General features: G+C 70.8%; 17 protein-coding genes and 1 tRNA gene. 5 read left to right on the forward strand and 13 right to left on the reverse strand.

Features of this window, described 5'->3' with window-relative positions:
• Nucleotides 1-68: 68 nt before the first annotated feature.
• Genes KB893_RS05765 through KB893_RS05775 form a run of 3 tightly spaced genes read left to right on the forward strand, consistent with a single transcriptional unit; the run spans nt 69 to nt 2103 of the window.
• Nucleotides 69-653 carry a nitroreductase family protein gene (locus KB893_RS05765; protein ID WP_213173543.1) on the forward strand — a complete coding sequence of 195 codons (585 nt, stop codon included), beginning with the start codon at nt 69-71 and terminating at the stop codon, nt 651-653.
• A 5-nt stretch (nt 654-658) separates the two neighbouring features.
• Entirely contained in the window at nt 659-1549 is an 891-nt protein-coding gene (locus tag KB893_RS05770; RefSeq protein WP_211925648.1) for a 5'-3' exonuclease, read from the forward strand.
• A gap of 26 nt (nt 1550-1575) precedes the next feature.
• Nucleotides 1576-2103, forward strand: a complete 528-nt coding sequence (locus tag KB893_RS05775) for an NUDIX hydrolase (RefSeq protein WP_211925647.1) — start codon at nt 1576-1578, stop codon at nt 2101-2103.
• A 510-nt stretch (nt 2104-2613) separates the two neighbouring features.
• On the opposite strand, the gene pip is transcribed toward KB893_RS05775, so the two are convergent.
• The gene (gene pip, locus KB893_RS05780; RefSeq protein ID WP_211925646.1) at nt 2614-3558 is read right to left on the reverse strand and encodes a prolyl aminopeptidase; all 945 of its coding nucleotides are present in this window, start codon (nt 3556-3558) and stop codon (nt 2614-2616) included.
• A 40-nt stretch (nt 3559-3598) separates the two neighbouring features.
• Nucleotides 3599-4996 (reverse strand): FAD-binding oxidoreductase, encoded by a 1398-nt coding sequence (locus KB893_RS05785; protein ID WP_211925645.1) that lies wholly within the window; start codon nt 4994-4996, stop codon nt 3599-3601.
• Between the two features lie 81 nt (nt 4997-5077).
• On the opposite strand from KB893_RS05785, the gene serA reads away from it, so the two are divergent.
• Nucleotides 5078-6313, forward strand: coding sequence for a phosphoglycerate dehydrogenase (gene serA / locus KB893_RS05790; protein ID WP_211925644.1), 1236 nt, complete (start codon nt 5078-5080; stop codon nt 6311-6313).
• A gap of 378 nt (nt 6314-6691) precedes the next feature.
• A complete protein-coding gene (locus tag KB893_RS05795) occupies nt 6692-7306 on the forward strand; it encodes an XAC0095 family protein (RefSeq protein WP_211925643.1) in 615 nt (204 codons plus the stop codon).
• Nucleotides 7307-7601: 295 nt separating this feature from the next.
• Here the strand turns inward: KB893_RS05795 and KB893_RS05800 are convergent, their stop codons facing one another.
• From KB893_RS05800 to thrS, 11 genes are all read right to left on the reverse strand, one after another.
• Complete coding sequence (locus tag KB893_RS05800; protein WP_213173544.1) at nt 7602-8819, reverse strand: peptidoglycan-binding protein; 1218 nt, start codon at nt 8817-8819, stop codon at nt 7602-7604.
• 74 nt (nt 8820-8893) lie between these two features.
• Nucleotides 8894-9466, reverse strand: coding sequence for a hypothetical protein (locus KB893_RS05805; RefSeq protein ID WP_211925641.1), 573 nt, complete (start codon nt 9464-9466; stop codon nt 8894-8896).
• Between the two features lie 643 nt (nt 9467-10109).
• Nucleotides 10110-10186: transfer RNA gene (locus KB893_RS05810), tRNA-Pro, on the reverse strand.
• 193 nt (nt 10187-10379) lie between these two features.
• On the reverse strand, nt 10380-10736 hold the full coding sequence (locus KB893_RS05815; RefSeq protein WP_211925640.1) for a MerR family transcriptional regulator: 357 nt from the start codon (nt 10734-10736) through the stop codon (nt 10380-10382).
• Nucleotides 10717-11016, reverse strand: coding sequence for an integration host factor subunit alpha (locus KB893_RS05820; RefSeq protein ID WP_211925639.1), 300 nt, complete (start codon nt 11014-11016; stop codon nt 10717-10719). Before KB893_RS05820 ends, KB893_RS05815 begins: the two co-directional genes overlap by 20 nt.
• Before the next feature lie 17 nt (nt 11017-11033).
• Nucleotides 11034-13415: a phenylalanine--tRNA ligase subunit beta gene (gene pheT / locus KB893_RS05825; RefSeq protein ID WP_213173545.1), complete on the reverse strand. Its 2382-nt coding sequence runs from the start codon at nt 13413-13415 to the stop codon at nt 11034-11036.
• A gap of 151 nt (nt 13416-13566) precedes the next feature.
• Nucleotides 13567-14562 (reverse strand): phenylalanine--tRNA ligase subunit alpha, encoded by a 996-nt coding sequence (gene pheS, locus KB893_RS05830; protein WP_211925637.1) that lies wholly within the window; start codon nt 14560-14562, stop codon nt 13567-13569.
• A gap of 154 nt (nt 14563-14716) precedes the next feature.
• Complete coding sequence (gene rplT, locus KB893_RS05835) at nt 14717-15076, reverse strand: 50S ribosomal protein L20 (RefSeq protein ID WP_211925636.1); 360 nt, start codon at nt 15074-15076, stop codon at nt 14717-14719.
• 16 nt (nt 15077-15092) lie between these two features.
• Complete coding sequence (gene rpmI / locus KB893_RS05840) at nt 15093-15290, reverse strand: 50S ribosomal protein L35 (protein WP_211925635.1); 198 nt, start codon at nt 15288-15290, stop codon at nt 15093-15095.
• A 210-nt stretch (nt 15291-15500) separates the two neighbouring features.
• A complete protein-coding gene (gene infC / locus KB893_RS05845; protein WP_211925634.1) occupies nt 15501-16073 on the reverse strand; it encodes a translation initiation factor IF-3 in 573 nt (190 codons plus the stop codon).
• Between the two features lie 8 nt (nt 16074-16081).
• Complete coding sequence (gene thrS / locus KB893_RS05850) at nt 16082-17995, reverse strand: threonine--tRNA ligase (RefSeq protein WP_211925633.1); 1914 nt, start codon at nt 17993-17995, stop codon at nt 16082-16084.
• Between the last annotated feature and the right edge of the window lie 289 nt (nt 17996-18284).

Consider the following 18284-nt stretch of genomic DNA (forward strand, 5'->3'; position numbering starts at 1 on the left):
GCTCTTAACCGGCCATGAGAAGAGGATCACAGTCCCTGCGTCGGGCACCGCGCTGCTAGAGTGCCCGGATGCCCGGACCCGATCAACCGACCCTCCGCGCGCTGGCCGAGCGCCGCTCCGTACCGTCCCGTCTGCTGGCCGAGCCGGCGCCCGACGAGGCCCACCTCGCCGAGCTGCTGCAGCTCGCCTCGCGGGTGCCCGACCACGGTGCGCTGGTGCCCTGGCGTTTCGTCACCCTCCGCGGCGACGCCCGCCTTGCCCTCGGCGAGGCACTCGCGGCGCGGGCGCGCGAGCGCGATCCGCAGGCCGCCGAGGCGGTCGTCGACAAGGCGCGGCGGCGCTTCAGCTTCGCGCCGCTGGTGGTCGCGGTCGTCGCCCGGCTGACGCCGGACCACAAGGTGCCGGAGTGCGAACAGCGGATGACCGCCGGCTGCGTCTGCTTCGCCCTGCTGCAGGCCGCACGGGGCGCCGGCTACGGTGCGCAGTGGCTGACCGGCTGGTCGGCCTACGACCGCCCCTTCCTCGCCCGCCTGGGCCTGGGCGAGCACGAGGAACTGGCCGGCTTCATCCACATCGGCACGCCCACGGACACACCTGACGAGCGCGAGCGTCCCGACGCCGCCGCGCTGACCCGCGCCTGGACCCCGGACTGAGCGGCATGACCCAACCGCTGTACCTGGTCGACGCCAGCCTCTACGTGTTCCGCGCCTGGCACGCGGGCGACCTCGACGCCGTCGACACCGACGGCCGCCCCGCCGGCGCCGTGCACGGCTTCGCGCGTTTCCTCCTCGAGTTCCTGGAACGGCAGCGTCCGCAGCGCATCCTGCTGGCCTTCGACGAGGCGCTGCGCACCGGCTTCCGCCACACCCTGTACCCGGCCTACAAGGCGAACCGGCCGCCGGCGCCGGAGGACCTGCGCCGCCAGTTCGCACACTGCCAGGCGCTCGGCCACGCGCTCGGGCTGACGGTGCTGGCCGATGCGCGCTACGAGGGCGACGACCTCATCGCCAGCGCGCTCACCCGCCTGCGCACCGACATCCCGCACGGGATCATCGTCTCCGCCGACAAGGACCTCTCCCAGCTCCTGCTCGGCGACGACGAGCAGTGGGACTACGGCCGCAACCTGCGCTGGCGCGCCCACGAGGTGAAGGCACGCTACGGCGTGCACGCGCACCAGATCGCCGATTTCCTGGGCCTCTGCGGCGACGCCATCGACAACATCCCCGGCGTGCCCGGCATCGGCGCCAAGACCGCGGCCGTGCTCCTCGCCCACTTCGGCAGCCTCGACGCCCTGCTCGCGCGCGTGGACGAGGTGCCCTACCTCCGCCTGCGCGGCGCGGCGACCTGCGCGCAGCGGCTGCGCGAGCACCGCGAGAGCGCGCTGCTGTCACGCGCGCTGGCGACACTGGCCCTGGACGCGCCGCTGCCGGCCGACTTCGGCCGCGCCGAGCGTCGCGCGGCCAACATGGATGCACTCGAGGGCCTCTGCGAGGGCCTGCGCTTCGGCCCGATGAGCCGGCGCCGGCTGCGCGAGGCCGCCGCCGGCTGACCTTCCCCCACCACCACGGGCGAGCGATGAGCGAGACCAAGACCCTCTGGCAGGGCGACTACCTGCGGATCAAGCGCCGCGGCACCTGGGAATACGTCGAACGCACCACGCCCAACGGCATGGCGGTGGTGCTGCTGGCGGTGACCCCCGACGACGAGGTGCTCTTCGTCGAACAGTACCGGGTGCCGATCGACGGCCGGACGATCGAGCTGCCGGCCGGTCTGGTCGGCGACATCCACGGCGACGAGTCGCTGGAACTCGCCGCCGAGCGCGAGCTCGAGGAAGAGACCGGCTGGCGCCCCGCGCACTGCGAGGTGCTGCTGGTCGCCCCGAGCACCGCCGGCCTCTCGAGCGAACGCGTCGCCTTCGTCCGCGCCACCGGCCTCACCCGCATCCACGCCGGCGGCGGCGACGCCAGCGAGGACATCACCGTCCACGCCATCCCCCGCGCCGAGGCCGGCGCCTGGCTCGCGTCCAAGCTGGCGGAGGGGTACTCGCTCGACGTCAAGGTGTGGAGCGGACTCTGGCTGATCGAGCACGGCCTGGGCGGCTGACGCAGGCGCCACCGCCCACTCCAACGAGCAACAGCCGCGGCTGCGCCGCCCCCCTCACCCCAGCCCTCCCCCGCAAGGGGGGAGGGAGCCGGTCGCGCCGGGCTGATCGCGGTGTCGGAAGTACCCACGCGCTTGCTTTCCGCCCCTTCCCCCCTTGCGGGGGAAGGCTGGGATGGGGGGAGGCGCGCAGCGCCACGGCGACGCCGATCAAGCAACAGCCGCGGCTGCGCCGCACCCCTCACCCCGGCCCTCCCCCGCAAGGGGGGAGGGAGCCGGTCGCGCCGGGCTGCTCGCGGTGTCGGAAGCAGCCGCTCGCTTCGCTTTCAGCCCCTTCCCCCCTTGCGGGGGAAGGTTGGGATGGGGGGAAGCGCGCAGCGCCACGGCGCCGCCGATCAAGCAACAGCCGCGGCTGCGCCGCGCCCCTCACCCAGCCCTCCCCCGCAAGGGGGGAAGGAGCCGGTCGCAGCACGCGGCAGCGATATCAGCAGTCCGTGCGCCCGGACATTCCGCTCAGCGGTACGAATCCGTCGCCCGCACCAGCGCCGCGGTGATCTCCGGCTCGAAGGCCGAATGCCCCGAGGCCGGGCAGATCTCGAGCCTCGCCTGCGGCCAGGCCTTGTGCAGGTCCCAGGCGTTGGCGACGGGGCAGACCACGTCGTAGCGGCCGTGGACGATGGTGCCGGGAATGTCGGCGAGCCGGTGCGCGTCGCGCAGGAGCTGGTCCTCGACTTCGAAGAAGCCGCCGTTGACGAAGTAGTGGCACTCGATCCGCGCGAACGCCAGCGCGAACCGCGCGTCCTCGTGCGAGGCCATGAAGTCCGGGTCCTGGTGCAGATGGCTGGTCGCCGCCTCCCACACCGACCAGCTCCGCGCCGCGGCCAGGCGCGTGGCCTCGTCGTCCGAGGTCAGCCGGCGGTGGTAGGCGGAGATGAGGTCGTGGCGCTCCACCGACGGGATCGGCTTGAGGTACTCGTCCCAGGCGTCCGGGAACAGGCGCGAGGCGCCTTCCTGGTAGAACCACTCCAGCTCCCAGCGCCGCAGCATGAAGATGCCGCGCACGACGAGCTCGGTGACCCGCTCCGGATGCGTCTCGGCGTAGGCCAGCGACAGGGTCGAGCCCCAGCTGCCGCCGAACACCTGCCAGCGCTCGATGCCCAGGTGCGCGCGCAGGCGCTCGATGTCGGCGACCAGGTCCCAGGTGGTGTTGTCGACGAGGTCGGCGTGCGGCGTGGAGGCGCCGGCGCCGCGCTGGTCGAACAGCACGATGCGGTAGACCTTCGGGTCGTGGAAGCGGCGCATCTTCGGGCTGCAGCCGCCGCCCGGCCCGCCGTGCAGGATCACCACCGGCTTGCCGTCCGGGTTGCCGCACTGCTCGTAGGCCAGCGTGTTCCGCGCATCGACCTGCAGGCGGCCGCTGTCGAAGGGTTCGATCTCGGGGTACAGCACGTCGCTCATCGGAGCTCCTGGTGTCGGGAAACGTCGGCGCCGACGCGCGTCAGTCGACCAGCTTCCCGGGGTTGAGGATGCGGTGCGGGTCGAACACCGCGCGGATGCCCTGCATCAGCGCGATCTCCGCCGCGCCGCGGGTGTGGTGGAGGTAGGGCTTCTTGAGCAGGCCGACGCCGTGCTCGGCCGAGATGCTGCCGCCGTGGCGCTCGATCACCTCGCCGAGCAGCGCGGTCACCCGGCCACATTCCTCGACGAAGGCCGGGTGCGCCAGCCCCTCGGGCTTGAGGATGTTGATGTGCAGGTTGCCGTCGCCGATATGGCCGAACCACACCACCTCGAAGTCCGGGTATTCGCGCGCGATCAGCGCCTGCGCCTCGGCCATGAAGGCCGGCACCGCCGAGATCCGCACCGAGACGTCGTTCTTGTACGGCAGGTGCGGCGCCAGGCTCTCGGAGATGCCCTCCCGCAGTTTCCAAAGGTCGGCGTTCTGCGCCTGGCTCTGGCCGATCACGCCATCCAGCAGCAGGCCCTCCTCCGCGCAGGCCTCGAACGCGGCCAGCGCGTCGGTCTCGGCCGCGCCGACGGCATCGAACTCGCACACCACGTAGAACGGCGCCTCGGTCTCGAACGGCCGCTGCGCGCCGTGCGCGAGCACGTGCGCCAGCGCGCGGTCGGTGAAGAACTCGAACGCGCTCAGCGCCACCTGCGCGCGGAACGCGGCGAACACGCGCATGATCGCCGCGGCGTCCGGCAGCGCCAGCACCATCACCTTGGGATCGGCCGGCGGCTCGGTCAGCACCAGCGTCGCCTCGACGACGATGCCGAGCGTGCCCTCGGCGCCGATGAACAGGTGGCGCAGGTCGTAGCCGGTGGCGTTCTTGACCAGGCCGCGGTTGAGCTCGAGCACCTCGCCGGTGCCGGTCACGACCTTGAGCCCGGCGACCCAGTCGCGGGTCATGCCGTAGCGCAGCACCTTGATGCCGCCGGCGTTGGTGCCGACGTTGCCGCCGATCTGGCTCGAGCCCTTGCTGGCGAAATCGACCGGATAGAACAGGCCGCGCTCGCGCGCCGCGTTCTGCACCGCCTCGGTGACCATGCCGGCCTGCACGGTGAGCGTGCGGTCGATGGGGTCGAAGGCGAGCAGGCGGTTCATGCGGTCCAGCGCGACCACGACCTCGCCGCCCGGCGCCACCGCGCCGCCCGACAGGCCGGTGCGCCCGCCGGAGGGCACCAGCGCCACGCGGTGCTCGATCGCCCAGCGCACCACGGCCTGCACCTCGGCCACGCTCGCCGGCAGCACGATGGCCGACGGCGCCGGCGCCACCTGCCGGGTCCAGTCGCGGCCGTAGTGTTCGAGGTCTGCGGGGTCGGTGAGGACGCGGGCGGCGTCGGTGCAGGCGCGGAGCGCGTCCAGCGCGGCGGGGGCGAGGTCGGTGTTCGGCATCCGCCCAGTCTAGCGCCGCCTCCACGGAGCGGCAGACCGCCTCTGGCATAGTGGCCGGCCCCTCGTTTCCCGCCCTCCGCCATGCTGCGTACGTCGTTTCCGAAGTCCGAGATCAAGGTCCTGCTGCTGGAGGGCGTCAGCGCCAGCGCGGTCGAGGCGTTCCGGCAGGCCGGCTACACGCGTGTGGAGCACCACCCCAAGGCGCTGGCCGAGGACGCGCTGACCGCGGCGCTGGCCGACGCGCACATCGTCGGCATCCGCTCGCGCACCCACCTCACCGCCGCGGTGCTCGACGCCGCGCCGCGGCTGATGGCGATCGGCTGCTTCTGCATCGGCACCAACCAGGTGGACCTCGGCCACGCCCAGCGCGCCGGCATCCCGGTATTCAACGCGCCCTACTCCAACACCCGCAGCGTGGCCGAGCTGGTGATCGCCGAGGCGATCATGCTGATGCGCCGGATCCCGGAGAAGAACGCGCAGTGCCACCGCGGCGGCTGGTCCAAGTCCGCCGCCGGCAGCTACGAGGTGCGCGACAAGGTGCTGGGCATCGTCGGCTATGGCCACATCGGCACCCAGGTCGGCGTGCTCGCCGAGAGCCTCGGCATGCGCGTGATCTTCCACGACATCGAGACCAAGCTCGCGCTCGGCAACGCGCGCGCGGCGGCCGGGCTCGACGACCTCCTCGCCCGCGCCGACATCGTCACCCTGCACGTGCCCGAGACCGCGGCCACCCACGGCATGATCGGCGCGGAGCAGCTGCGCCTGATGAAGCCCGGCGCGCGCCTCGTCAACGCTTCGCGCGGCACCGTGGTCGACATCGACGCGCTCGCCGCGGCGCTGCGCGCGGAGCACCTGGCCGGCGCGGCGATCGACGTGTTCCCGGTCGAGCCCACCGCCAACAACGAGCCCTTCGTCTCGCCGCTGATCGGGATGGACAACGTGATCCTCACCCCGCACGTCGGCGGCAGCACCGGCGAGGCGCAGGAGAACATCGGCCTGGAGGTCGCGGCCAAGCTGCTGCGCTACAGCGACAACGGCTCGACCCTGTCGGCGGTGAACTTCCCCGAGGTCTCCCTGCCCGAGCACGCCGGCAGCCGCCGCCTGCTGCACATCCACCGCAACGTGCCCGGCATGCTGACCCGCATCAACGAGGCCTTCTCGGCGAACGGCGTCAACATCGACGGCCAGTACCTGCAGACCCGCGGCGAGGTCGGCTACGTGGTCATCGACGTCTCCGCCGACGCCGAACGCGCCCAGGCCCTGCGCGCGGACCTGGCCGCGATCGAGGGCACGCTGCGGACGCGGATCCTGTACTGACGCCAGGCCGGGGCCGCCGCGTCCGACGCCGGCACTTGCCTGTCCGCAGGCTGCAGCCGGCGCTGGCCGGCATGCCCCTGCGGGAGGCGGAAACGTCCACGGATCGCGCTTGACGCATCCGCCGCGCCGGGTGGAGACTCGGTGGCAAGGAGCGTCGAAACTCCTCACAGAGCGGTCCCCACCTCCGTCAAACCGGTGGGTTTTTTGTGCCCGTGGTTTTCCTGCGGGCGCAGACCGACGCGATGCCTGCGTCGGGAGGGCGGCTAATACAACACCCTCCGGGGAAATACGCCCGCCGGCTCTGTGCGGTTTCGAACCTCCCGACTTCCCGTCCGCCGTGCCCGGCGGGCGGCCACTTCATGGAATGAGGATGGGACGATGGCGAACCGCGAACCGAACGATCTGCAGATGCCGGGCTACTTCCTTCCGGAGGCCGGCCAGTTCCGGCTGAAGAAACTGCGCGACCACATGGTGTTCCTCTCGCATCTGGCGCAACCGCGCACCTTCGACGAGGACAGCGAATACGCGCCCGGGATCCGGCTGGATGAACTGGCCGTCTGCCTGGAACTGCTGGCCGAACAGGCCGAACTGGTACTGGCCGAGGTGACGTGGCCGGCGTTCCGGGGCGAGGACGGGGACGCCCCCGGATCCGGATCCGGCCCGAGCCAGGAGGCGGCAGATGAAGCCGCAGCCGCGACGGATGCCCCCGCAGGCCCGCCCCCCGGCATCACCCTGGACCAGATCGACGAACTGAACCGCCTGATCCAGACGATCTCCGCCCTCGGCGACGCCGTGGCAGCCAGCGGCAGCACCGAGCTGGCCGACGCGACGCTTCCGGCACTGGGCGAGACGATCTTCGACAGCGCGCAGGCGGTGCGCGACATCCTCGACCGGATCGAAGCGCAGCGCGCCGCCCCGGCCACACCCCCACAGGGCCGGGTGCGCGAAGAGCGCGCCGTCTACCAAGCCCGGCTCACGTGCTGCAGCAGCTGATCCGATAGCGAGCCCGAGCCATGGCCGCCGTGTGCGGCCATGGCGACGGAGGGCGGAGGATCGTCAACCTGCCCGGGCCCAATGCAGGGAGACGTCACATGCCAGAGAGTTCTACTTCCGAGGTGTCTGCCAGGTGGGAGAGCTTACGGGAGAGCTTACGGACCGTGCCGACATCCACCTTGCCGACGGCGAGGCTGAGGTCGCGCCCGGCGCCGAGGATGGCGTCGCCGCCGGTGGTGAGGGGGCTGGTGGCTTGGGCTCCGAGGCATCCTCCGGCCCAGACAGGGCCTGCTGCTCAGCGCTGCATTCCGTCCTGCTGGAGCGGCGCCGCCAGGGCCCGCTCTTCCCGCGTCGGCGGGGCGCTGGCCGCAGCGTGGAAAACCTGGCCGATCGCGCTCTTCGAGAGGTCGCTCAATGCCTCGCGAAGCGCCGCCTGGTCCCCGGTCCGGGCAGCGGCGAGCAGTGCTTCGAGCGGAGCGGCCGGGGAGCCGTCGACACCCTCGCCGGCGAGCGATGCCGCGCGCTCGAGCGGGAGGGCGCGATCCATGGCAGCGCGGGTGTCGGGGCCGACGATGCCGTCCGCCTCCAGCCCGTGCGCACGCTGGAGGGCGCGGACGGCCTCTCCGGTGCGGGGCCCGAACACGCCGTCGCTCTGCAAGGGCACGCCGTGTGCGTCGCCGAAGCCGAGTTCGATCAGCGTCGACTGCAGCGCGCGGACATCTTCGCCCCGGTCGTTCTCACGGAGGTGCCCATGCGCGGCGGTCGACTGCGCGGGCGCCAGATCGTGCGTGCCCATGCGGCGCTGTTCGCCGTGCTCGCCGTCGGCATGGCGCACGACGTCCGACTGCCGCGGCAGCTCGGCCTGGATCACGTCGTCGAAGGTTTCGGCAACCGCGCCTGGTACGCCACCGCCGTGATCCGGCGCGCGATCTCCGCCTTGTTCCAGGACGAAGCGCGCTTCGACGAAGCGCGTGTAGCCGTCGAGCAACGGCATGACCTTGTCCTCGGACAGGGCGAGGCCGCCGAAGTCCAGGCTCGGACCGTCATGGTGATACTTGTAGATGTAGGCCTCGTCCTGGCCGCGCCGCGTCGCCAGCTCGCGATTGTCGAGGTAGTGGGCAACGAGCGCCCGCGCCTGGCTCTGGACATCGAAGCGATTCTGATCGGTCAGGCCATAGGCAATCCCGGTGTCACGCACGAACTGCCCGAGACCAGACGCTGAGGTTGTACCGGCAGCTGCGTCGGGGTTGAACCCCGACTCGATCCGAGCGATGGCGAGTACATGGGCCGTATCCCTGGCACCCAGACCCGCGTCGCGCGATGCATCGAGCAGATGATCGATCACTCGCGACTGTACCTCTGCGCTGGCATCGCCCCAGATGCGCGAGTTGCCTGCGAGGCGGCCTTCCCGGCGCTCGATCGGATCCAGATAGTGGCTGTCCTGCGCGACCTGCTCCGCCCGATAGGCGCCCCCCTTCCGCTGGATCAAGTCCGCGTAGATCTCATCTTGCATCCCTGCACTCCCTTCGACACTTGAAGCGGAACCTCATCCATGGCACCCCGGCGATCGGACCGGACCGGCTGCATCTAGAGCTCGGATTCGACCTCGTCCTTTCGGGTATTTCGATGAAGCAGGCGTCCTGGCGCACCTGGATAGTCGATCCTCGGGTGCTCCAATCCGCGTTCGCCGAGCAGCCGATCGTACTCCTCATTATTCGGACGCAACTCCGCCCCGGTTCCAAGGTGCGGAGGCACGCTCTTGTTCAACGGCGCTCCCGAGGAGCCATAGACGAACATCCATTCGCACACCTTGCAGCCAATGGGAGATTCGCCGTACTCCACGACCAGGTACTGGTCACCATTGTCGGCAGCGGCACATCCCATACCGACCGGCACGTACAGATCCATTCCCTCGGGCCTCGGCAGCACAGCGGGAACCGCGCCGTCGCCTCGCATCGCACGCACGTCCGCGCCTCGGGTGTCCAGCCTGTAGTGCACGCCTCCACACTCGATCTGCAGGCCTTCCCGAGCGGGATGTTCGGCGCCTGGCGACGCCATCGACACCGGCTCGGTGCCGGCAGATGTCGCACCTACGGATCCCGAACAGGCGCCTGCCAGCAGCAGGATGAGCGGCGGGGCCGCAGCAAGCATGATCTTCAAGGTGACCTCCATGATCACGTGGACGGGAGACGTCGGTCGCAGCGGGTCGACATCCCGGGACGCCTTCCCGACGCCACACGGGTGCACGAGGGAATGGCAATGACGATAATGCGATTGGGCGCATCCGCACGCGCCGCGGGCGCTGCGCGCGCCGAGGAGCGCGACCGGACAAAGGGGGAACCGGCTGGCCTGCGCACCGCTCCCATGCCTGCCGCGGCAGGCCGGCTCGACAGCGATCCCCGGTGGCCTCGGATGAACTCGTCCGCCCCGCACCGCCGCTGCCAGCGCAGGGCTTTCCCGAAGACGCAGCTCTGCTGGCCGCGGTGTCCGCCGTGCGCACCCGCACCGCCATCTGCCCATCCGGCACCCGGCGATCCCCACGTCGCTGGCGGCCGCCGATTCCGCGGCGAGGCCCGTGTGCGCCTCCGCAGCTGCTGCATCGGCTCGCCTTCCGTGCGCCATACCGACTCCCTGTCGTTGCGCGGCATCGCGCCGCGCCGTCCGCCGTGGCGCCGAGTGTCGCCCATTCGCCGATCCGGCGCGAGCGCATCGCTTGCGGTCGACCGGGACGCCGGCCACACAACGCAAAAAGCCCGCCGAGGCGGGCTTCCTGTCGATCCATGGGATCGTCGAGTCTCGAAGATGGTCGGGACGGCCGGATTCGAACCGACGACCCTCTGCCCCCCAGGCAGATGCGCTACCAGACTGCGCTACGCCCCGATCGCAAGACTCGCTTCCCGCGTGGGGAACGCGGAGGCGGGAGTATACAGGCCCGAGCGCGGCATGAGGAGGAGGAATCGCCCATTCCCGCCGATGCGGCGTCGCGGAGCCGTTCTTCGCGCTGTGTGCGGGGCGAAGCGCGCCTGTGGGGGCGAAGCGCCGTCGTTCCGCACCTTCGGCGCTGCTGCGCCGCTCAGCGCCGCAGCAGGTGCAGCACTTCCTCGAGTTCCAGGCGGACCTGGTGGACGATCTGCGCCGACATCGCCGACTCGCTGCGCCCGGCCTCGCCCTCGAGGCGCTGGCGGGCGCCGCCGATGGTGTAGCCCTCCTCGTAGAGCAGGCCGCGGATCTGGCGGATCATCAGCACGTCGTGGCGCTGGTAGTAGCGCCGGTTGCCGCGGCGCTTGGCCGGCTTGAGGCTGGGGAACTCGGTCTCCCAGTAGCGCAGCACGTGCGGCTTGACGTCGCATAGCTCGCTGACCTCACCGATGGTGAAGTAGCGCTTGGCCGGGATCGGCGGAAGCTCGCGATTACTGCCCGGATCCAGCATAGGCTTCCACCCGCTCCTTCAGTTTCTGTCCCGGCCGGAACGTCACCACGGTGCGCGCGGAGATCGGGATCTCCTCGCCGGTCTTGGGGTTGCGGCCCGGGCGTTCGTTCTTGCGGCGCAGGTCGAAGTTGCCGAAGCCCGACAGCTTGATCTGCTGCCCGCGCTCGAGCGACTCGCGCAGCGCGTTGAAGAATGCGTCGACGAATTCCTTCGCCTCGCGCTTGTTGAGGCCGACTTCCTCGAAGAGTCGTTCGGCCATCTCCGCCTTGGTCAGTGCCATGCCGCGCCCCCTGTTGCTCAGCCGCGGATCGTCGCGCCGTGGCGGTCGGCCAGTGCAGCCACCGCCGACGCCACCGCCGAGTCGATCTCGCGATCGGTCAGAGTGCGCGAAACGTCTTGCAGAATCAAGCCCATAGCGAGGCTCTTGCAACCGGTCTCGACGCCCTTGCCGACGTAGCGGTCGAACAGGACGACCTCGCGCAGGACCGGTCCCACCGCCTCGCGCAGGGTGGCCTCGACCGCCGCCCAGGGCAGGTCGTCCGGCGCCACCACGGCCAGGTCGCGACGGACCGAGGGGAAACGCGACAGCGCCTGCGCAGCCGGCAGGCGACGCGGCGCGACGGCGTCCAGGTCGATCTCGAAGGCCACGACCTCGCCATCCAGGTCGAGCGCATGCAGCAGCCGCGGATGCAGGTGGCCGATCCAGCCGATCGGCGTGCCGTCGCGCAGGATCTCCGCCGACCGGCCGGGATGCAGCCATTCGACCTGTGCCGGGCGGAACTCGACCGGCCGCGCCGCGCCCAGCGCCAGCAGCGTCTCCAGGTCGCCGCGGACATCGTAGAAGTCGACCTCGCGCGCCTGCCCGGCCCACTGTTCGCGGCGGGCGGATCCCGTCGCCACCGCCGCCAGGCGCGGGGTCTCGACCGGCGCGGCACCGGACTCGGCGCCCGGCGCGAACACGCGGCCGATCTCGAACAGGCGCACGCGCGCCTGCTGCCGCGCGCGGTTGGCACGCAGCGATTCGACCAGGCCCGGCAGCAGCGCCGGGCGCATCACGCCCAGCTCGGCGGTGAGCGGGTTGGCGAGGGCGACGGTGTCGCGGTCCATGCCCCACGTCGCCAGCACCGCGGCGTCGAGGAAGGCGTAGTCGATCGCCTCGAGGTAGTCGCGGGCCACGAGCTGGCGGCGCAGGTCGGACTCCGGCAGGCGCGCCTCGCTGGGCGCGGCCAGCCGGATCTCGCCGGCGGGGATCCGGGTCGGGATCGCGCCGTAGCCGTGGATGCGGGCGATCTCCTCGATGAAGTCCTCCTCGATGGCGATGTCGAAGCGGCTGCTCGGCGCCAGCACGGCCCAGCCGGCGTCGCTCGCCTCGACCCGCATGCCGAGGGCGCGCAGGATGCGCTCGACCTCGGCATCCGCCACCCCGAGCCCGAGCACGCGCGCCAGGCGCGCGCGGCGCAGGGTCACCGGCACCGGACGCGGCAGGTCCTGCGCGCGCTCGGCCTCGACCACCGGCCCGGCCTCGCCGCCGGCCAGCTCCAGGACCAGGCGCGTGGCGCGCTCGATCGCCAGCCGCGGCAGCGCCGGATCGACGCCGCGCTCGAAGCGGTGCGCCGCGTCGGTGTGCATGCCGAAGCGGCGGGCGCGGCCGATGATCGCGGCCGGTGCGAAATGCGCGGCCTCCAGCAGCACGTTGCGGCTGGCGCCGGTGACGCGCGAGTCCCAGCCGCCCATGACGCCGGCCAGGGCGAGCGGCCCGCGCGCGTCGGCGATCAGGAGGTCCTGCGGCTGCGGCGCCACCGTGCGCTCGTCGAGCAGCTTGACCGTCTCGCCCTCGCGCGCGTGGCGCGCGCCCACCGGGCCGTCGATGGCGTCGGCGTCGAAGGCGTGCATCGGCTGGCCGAGTTCGAGCATGACGTACTGGGTGACGTCGACCAGCAGCGACACCGGACGGATGCCGGAGCGGCGCAGGCGCTCGGCCATCCACAGCGGTGTGCGCGCGGCGGGGTCGATGCCGTGGACGATGCGGCCGACGTAGCGCGGGCAGTCGGCGCCGGCCTCCAGCCGCACCTCGGGCGCGGCGTCGATCGTCGCCGGCACCGGCTCGATGTCGAGCGCACGCACCTGGCCGCCGAGCGCGGCGGCCGCGTCGTGGGCGATGCCGCGCAGCGAGAAGCAGTCGGCGCGGTTCGGCGTCAGCTTGAGCTCGACCACGCAGTCGGGCAGGCCGAGATAGTCGGCCAGGGCCGTGCCGACCGGCGCGTCGGCCGGCAGTTCCATCAGCCCGGCGGCGTCCTGGTCGAGGCCGAGCTCACGCGCCGAGCAGAGCATGCCGCTGGACTCGACGCCGCGCAGTTTCGCCGCGCGGATCTCCACGCCGCCCGGCAGCACCGCGCCGATCCTGGCCAGCGGCGCCTTCAGCCCGGGCCGTGCGTTGGGCGCGCCGCAGACGATGGTGAGCGTCTCGTCGCCGGCGGCCACGCTGCAGACCTGCAGGCGGTCGGCCTCCGGGTGCGGCCGGCACTCGACCAGCTCGGCCACGACCACGCCCTCCAGCCCGGCGCCCAGCTCGGTCGCCTCCTCCACCTCCAGCCCGATCGCGGTCAGCGCCTCGAGCAGGCGCTCGCGCGGCGCGTCGGTGGGGATGTGTTCGCGGAGCCAGGATTCGGGGAATTTCATGGTGGGAGGCCGGGAAAGCGGGAAAGGAGGAGCGGGAATCGGGAATCGGGAATTGGAGGCCGCTCACGCTGGCAGGCCCCGCTTGGGGCGCCGCGCCTCGTCACAACCTCGAGGTCCCGATTCCCCATTCCCTCTTCCCGCAGTTTCGCGCTCAGGCGAACTGCCGCAGGAACCGCGTGTCGTTCTCGAAGAACGCGCGGAGGTCGTTGACGCCGTAGCGCAGCATCGCGAAGCGCTCGACGCCCATGCCGAAGGCGAAGCCGGTGTAGCGCTCGGGGTCGACGCCGCAGGCGCGCAGCACGTTGGGGTGCACCATGCCGCAGCCGAGCACCTCCAGCCAGCGGGTGGAGCCGTCCGGCTGCTGCCAGGCGATGTCGACCTCGGCCGAAGGCTCGGTGAAGGGGAAGTAGCTCGGCCGGAAGCGCATCTCGAAATCGCGCTCGAAGAAGGCGCGCACGAACTCCGCCAGCGTGCCCTTGAGGTCGGCCATGCTCGAGGTCTCGTCGACCAGCAGGCCCTCGCACTGGTGGAACATCGGCGTGTGGGTCTGGTCGGAGTCGGAGCGGTAGACCTTGCCGATCGCGATCATGCGCACCGGCGGCGCGTGCCGCTGCAGGTAGCGCACCTGCACCGGCGAGGTGTGGGTGCGCAGCAGGCGCCCGTCGGGAAAGTAGAAGGTATCGTGCATCGCCCGCGCCGGGTGGTGCGGCGGGAAGTTCAGCGCCTCGAAGTTGTGCCAGTCGTCCTCGATCTCCGGGCCGTCGGCGCGCTCGTAGCCGAGCCTGGCGAAGATGTCGGCCATGCGCTCGATCGTGCGCGATACCGGATGGATGCCGCCGGTGCCGGCGTCGCGCCCGGGCAGGGTCACGTCGATGCGCTCGGCCGCCAGGCGCGCATCCAGCGCCGCCTGCTCGAGCGCGGTGCGGCGCTCAGCGATCGCGGCACCGACCGCGTCGCGCGCGCGGTTGACCGCCTCGCCGGCGGCCTTGCGCGCCTCGGGCGGAAGGCCGCCGAGGGTCTTGAGCTGGGCGGTGATCGTGCCCTGCTTGCCGAGCAGGCCGACGCGCAGCGCGTCGAGGGCCTGGAGGTCCTTGGCCGTGGCGATGTCGTCCAGGGCGCCGCGGGTCAGGGTGTCGATGTCGCTCATGCAAGCCGCCTTCGTGTCGCGCCTCGTGCGCGATGGGGTGCCGGAAACGAACATGGGGAAGAGCTTGCGCCCTTCCCCATGCGTCGGACGCCTGCGCGTCCCGGATGTCGCCGCACGGAAGGCTCGAGGGCCTGCCGCCACGGGGACCTCCGCATTACGCCGCGAGTGCGCTCTTCGCCTTCTCCGCGAGCTGGCCGAAGCCGGCCGCGTCGTGCACCGCGATGTCGGCCAGCACCTTGCGGTCGAGGCCGATGCCGGCCTTGGACAGGCCGTTCATGAAGCGGCTGTAGCTCAGGCCGTGCAGGCGGGCCGCCGCATTGATGCGGGTGATCCACAGGCTGCGAAAGTTGCGCTTCTTCTGCTTGCGGCCGATGTAGGCGTACTGCAGCGCCTTGGTGACCGCCTGCTTGGCGACGCGGAAGACCTTGCGACGGGCGTTGTAGTAGCCGCGCGCGGACTTGATGACCTTCTTGTGGCGGCGACGTGCGGTGACGCCACGCTTGACTCGTGCCATGACTTAGATCCTCGACTCAGAGATACGGAAGCATGCGGTCCAGACGGCCGGCGTCCTCGGCGCGGACGTGGTTCGTCCCGCGCAGGTTGCGCTTCCGCTTGGTGCTCTTCTTGGTGAGGATGTGGCTCTTGAAGGCGTGGCCGGCCTTGTACTTCCCGGAAGCGGTCTTCCGGAAACGCTTGGCCGCCGCCCGGTTGGTCTTGATCTTGGGCATTGTCGTGTCCTGACGTGTTCTTCGTGACTGGCGAGGGGCGGTGGCGCGGGGCCACGCTTTCCGTCCTGCCCATGCCGGCTTGTAGGCCATGCGCGACGCGCACGGCGGGTCCATAAACGAACGACCCGGTCGAGACCGGGCCGCGCATTATGCCGGGCAGCATGGCCCGGCGCAATTCGCGAGGGGGCCGGCCGTCGGGCCGGCGGCGCCTCAGGTCTTCTTCTTCGGCGCGATCATCATCACCATCTGCCGCCCTTCCAGGCGCGGGCGCTGCTCGATGACCACCTCTTCGCCGAGGTCGGCCTCGATCTTCTGCGCCATGGCCAGACCCAGCTCCTGGTGCGCCATCTCGCGGCCGCGGAAGCGGATGTTGACCTTGACCTTGTCGCCTTCCTCGATGAAGCGGCGCAGGTTGCGCAGCTTGATGTCGTAGTCGCCGGAGTCGGTCGTCGGCCGGAACTTGAGCTCCTTGAGCTCGACCTGCTTCTGCTTCTTCTTGGCCGCGGACGCCTTCTTCTGCGCCTCGAACTTGAACTTGCCGTAGTCCATGATCCGGCAGACCGGCGGATCGGCGTTGGGCTGGATCTCGACGAGGTCGAGCCCGTCCTCCTCGGCCAGGCGCAGCGCATCGTCGCGCGAAAGCACGCCGACCATCTCGCCGTCCGCCCCGATCACGCGCACGCGCGGCACGCGGATCTCCAGGTTCTTGCGGTTCTGCTTCTCGGTACTGATTCGTGAATCCTCTTGGGGTGTCAGGACGGGCGCCCCCGAGGCGCCCGGCATCTACATCATCAGGGGACCGGCTGCGGCGCCGACTCTGCGCGCAGGCGTGCGGAGAATGCGTCAATGGGCATGCTGCCCAGATCCTCTCCCGCCCGCGTGCGCACCGCGACGGTGCCGTTCTCGCGCTCACGGTCCCCGATCACCAGCAGATAGGGGACGCGCTGCAGCGTATGGGCGCGGATCTTATAGCCGATCTTCTCGTTCCGCAAATCGGCCTCAACCCGGAATCCTTGATTTGCAAGGCTTTTCCGAGCCGCCTCGACCGCCTCCGCCTGGGCGTCGGTGATGTTGAGGACCACCGCCTGCACCGGCGCGAGCCAGGCCGGGAACTGCCCGGCGTGATGCTCGATCAGGATGCCGATGAAGCGCTCCATCGAGCCCACGATCGCCCGGTGCAGCATGACTGGATGCCGGCGCTGCGAATGCTCGTCGACGTACTCCGCGCCGAGTCGGCCCGGCATCATGAAGTCCACCTGCATCGTGCCGAGCTGCCAGGTGCGGCCGATGGCGTCGCGCAGGTGGTACTCGATCTTCGGGCCGTAGAACGCGCCCTCGCCCGGCAGTTCCTGCCACTCGACGCCGCAGGTGCCCAGCGCCGAACGCAGCGCGGACTCGGCCTTGTCCCAGGTCGCGTCGTCGCCGAGGCGCGAGTCCGGGCGCAGCGCGATCTTGACCTGGATGTCGGAGAAGCCGAAGTCCGAGTAGACCTTGAGCGCCTGCCGATGGAAGGCGGTCACCTCGGCCTCGATCTGCTCCTCGGTGCAGAACACATGCCCGTCGTCCTGGGTGAAGCCGCGCACGCGCAGGATGCCGTGCAGCGCGCCGGAGGGCTCGTTGCGATGGCAGGCGCCGAACTCGCCGTAGCGGATCGGCAGGTCGCGGTAGCTGTGCAGGCCGGCATTGAACACCTGCACGTGGCCCGGGCAGTTCATCGGCTTCAGCGCATAGGTGCGCTTCTCCGACTCGGTGAAGAACATGTTCTCCTTGTAGTTGTCCCAGTGCCCGGACTGCTTCCACAGCGAGACGTCGAGCACCTGCGGGCAGCGCACCTCCTGGTAGCCGGAGTCACGGTAGACGCCGCGCATGTACTGCTCGACCACCTGCCAGATCGCCCAGCCCCTGGGATGCCAGAAGATCAGGCCCGGGCCTTCCTCCTGCAGGTGGAACAGGTCCTGCTGCTTGCCGATGCGGCGGTGGTCGCGCTTCTCGGCCTCCTCGATCCGCTGGATGTAGGCGGCGAGCTGCTTCTTGTCCGCCCAGGCCGTGCCGTAGATGCGCTGCAGCTGCTCGTTCTTGGCGTCGCCGCGCCAGTAGGCGCCGGAGATGCGGGTGAGCTTGAACGACTTCAGGAAGCGCGTGTTCGGCACGTGCGGGCCGCGGCACATGTCCACGTATTCCTCGTGGTAGTACAGGCCCATCTGCGTCTCGTCGGGCATGTCCTCGATCAGGCGCAGCTTGTAGTCCTCGCCGCGCGCCCGGAACACCTCGATGACCTCGGCCCGCGGCGTCATCTTCTTGATGACGTCGTAGTCCTTCTCGATCAGCTCCGCCATGCGCGCCTCGATCGCGGCCAGGTCCTCGGGCGTGAACGGACGCTCGTACCAGATGTCGTAGTAGAAGCCCTCCTCGATCACCGGGCCGATGACCATCTTCGCCGTCGGATACAGCTGCTTGACGGCGTGGCCGACTAGGTGCGCGCAGGAGTGGCGGATGATCTCGAGCCCGGCCTCGTCCTTGGGCGTGATGATCTGCAGGCTGGCGTCGTGGTCGATGCGGTCGACGGCGTCGACCAGGCGCCCGTCGACGCGGCCGGCGACCGTGGCCTTGGCCAGGCCGGGGCCGATGGACTGGGCGACATCCAGCACCGAGACAGGATGGTCGAACTCGCGGCGGCTGCCGTCGGGAAGCGTGATCGTGATCATGGGGACCTTGCGTGGACGACGCGCCGCAGCGTGGCGCGCATCGGGGAGCGGATGGGGCGAGCGAGGACGCGCCGACCGTGCGGCGGCGCGGGAGGATTCAGCGCTGGATGGCGGTAGTGCTCATGTCGCACGCTCGACCCGGGATCGCCCTCGGGCCACCTCTCCTTCGCGCGCGGCGGCATGCCGCGCAGGTCGCGAAAACCTATGGGCCGCCCGGCGCAGTGTCAACGCCACGGCGGAAACGAAAAACCCGGCGCGCGGCCGGGCTGTTCGCGATCACCTTCGGCCC

The organism is Coralloluteibacterium stylophorae (genome assembly GCF_018122625.2).
Classification (GTDB): domain Bacteria; phylum Pseudomonadota; class Gammaproteobacteria; order Xanthomonadales; family Xanthomonadaceae; genus Coralloluteibacterium; species Coralloluteibacterium stylophorae.

Excerpts from the sequence above, each read along its gene's own strand:
- KB893_RS05765 (WP_213173543.1), top strand. The coding sequence starts at position 69 with ATGCCCGGACCCGATCAACCGACCCTCCGCGCGCTGGCCGAGCGCCGC.
- KB893_RS05770 (WP_211925648.1), top strand. The coding sequence starts at position 659 with ATGACCCAACCGCTGTACCTGGTCGACGCCAGCCTCTACGTGTTCCGC.
- KB893_RS05775 (WP_211925647.1), top strand. The coding sequence starts at position 1,576 with ATGAGCGAGACCAAGACCCTCTGGCAGGGCGACTACCTGCGGATCAAG.
- pip (WP_211925646.1), bottom strand. The coding sequence starts at position 3,558 with ATGAGCGACGTGCTGTACCCCGAGATCGAACCCTTCGACAGCGGCCGC.
- KB893_RS05785 (WP_211925645.1), bottom strand. The coding sequence starts at position 4,996 with ATGCCGAACACCGACCTCGCCCCCGCCGCGCTGGACGCGCTCCGCGCC.
- serA (WP_211925644.1), top strand. The coding sequence starts at position 5,078 with ATGCTGCGTACGTCGTTTCCGAAGTCCGAGATCAAGGTCCTGCTGCTG.
- KB893_RS05795 (WP_211925643.1), top strand. The coding sequence starts at position 6,692 with ATGGCGAACCGCGAACCGAACGATCTGCAGATGCCGGGCTACTTCCTT.
- KB893_RS05800 (WP_213173544.1), bottom strand. The coding sequence starts at position 8,819 with ATGCAAGATGAGATCTACGCGGACTTGATCCAGCGGAAGGGGGGCGCC.
- KB893_RS05815 (WP_211925640.1), bottom strand. The coding sequence starts at position 10,736 with ATGCTGGATCCGGGCAGTAATCGCGAGCTTCCGCCGATCCCGGCCAAG.
- KB893_RS05820 (WP_211925639.1), bottom strand. The coding sequence starts at position 11,016 with ATGGCACTGACCAAGGCGGAGATGGCCGAACGACTCTTCGAGGAAGTC.
- pheT (WP_213173545.1), bottom strand. The coding sequence starts at position 13,415 with ATGAAATTCCCCGAATCCTGGCTCCGCGAACACATCCCCACCGACGCG.
- pheS (WP_211925637.1), bottom strand. The coding sequence starts at position 14,562 with ATGAGCGACATCGACACCCTGACCCGCGGCGCCCTGGACGACATCGCC.
- rplT (WP_211925636.1), bottom strand. The coding sequence starts at position 15,076 with ATGGCACGAGTCAAGCGTGGCGTCACCGCACGTCGCCGCCACAAGAAG.
- rpmI (WP_211925635.1), bottom strand. The coding sequence starts at position 15,290 with ATGCCCAAGATCAAGACCAACCGGGCGGCGGCCAAGCGTTTCCGGAAG.
- infC (WP_211925634.1), bottom strand. The coding sequence starts at position 16,073 with ATGCCGGGCGCCTCGGGGGCGCCCGTCCTGACACCCCAAGAGGATTCA.
- thrS (WP_211925633.1), bottom strand. The coding sequence starts at position 17,995 with ATGATCACGATCACGCTTCCCGACGGCAGCCGCCGCGAGTTCGACCAT.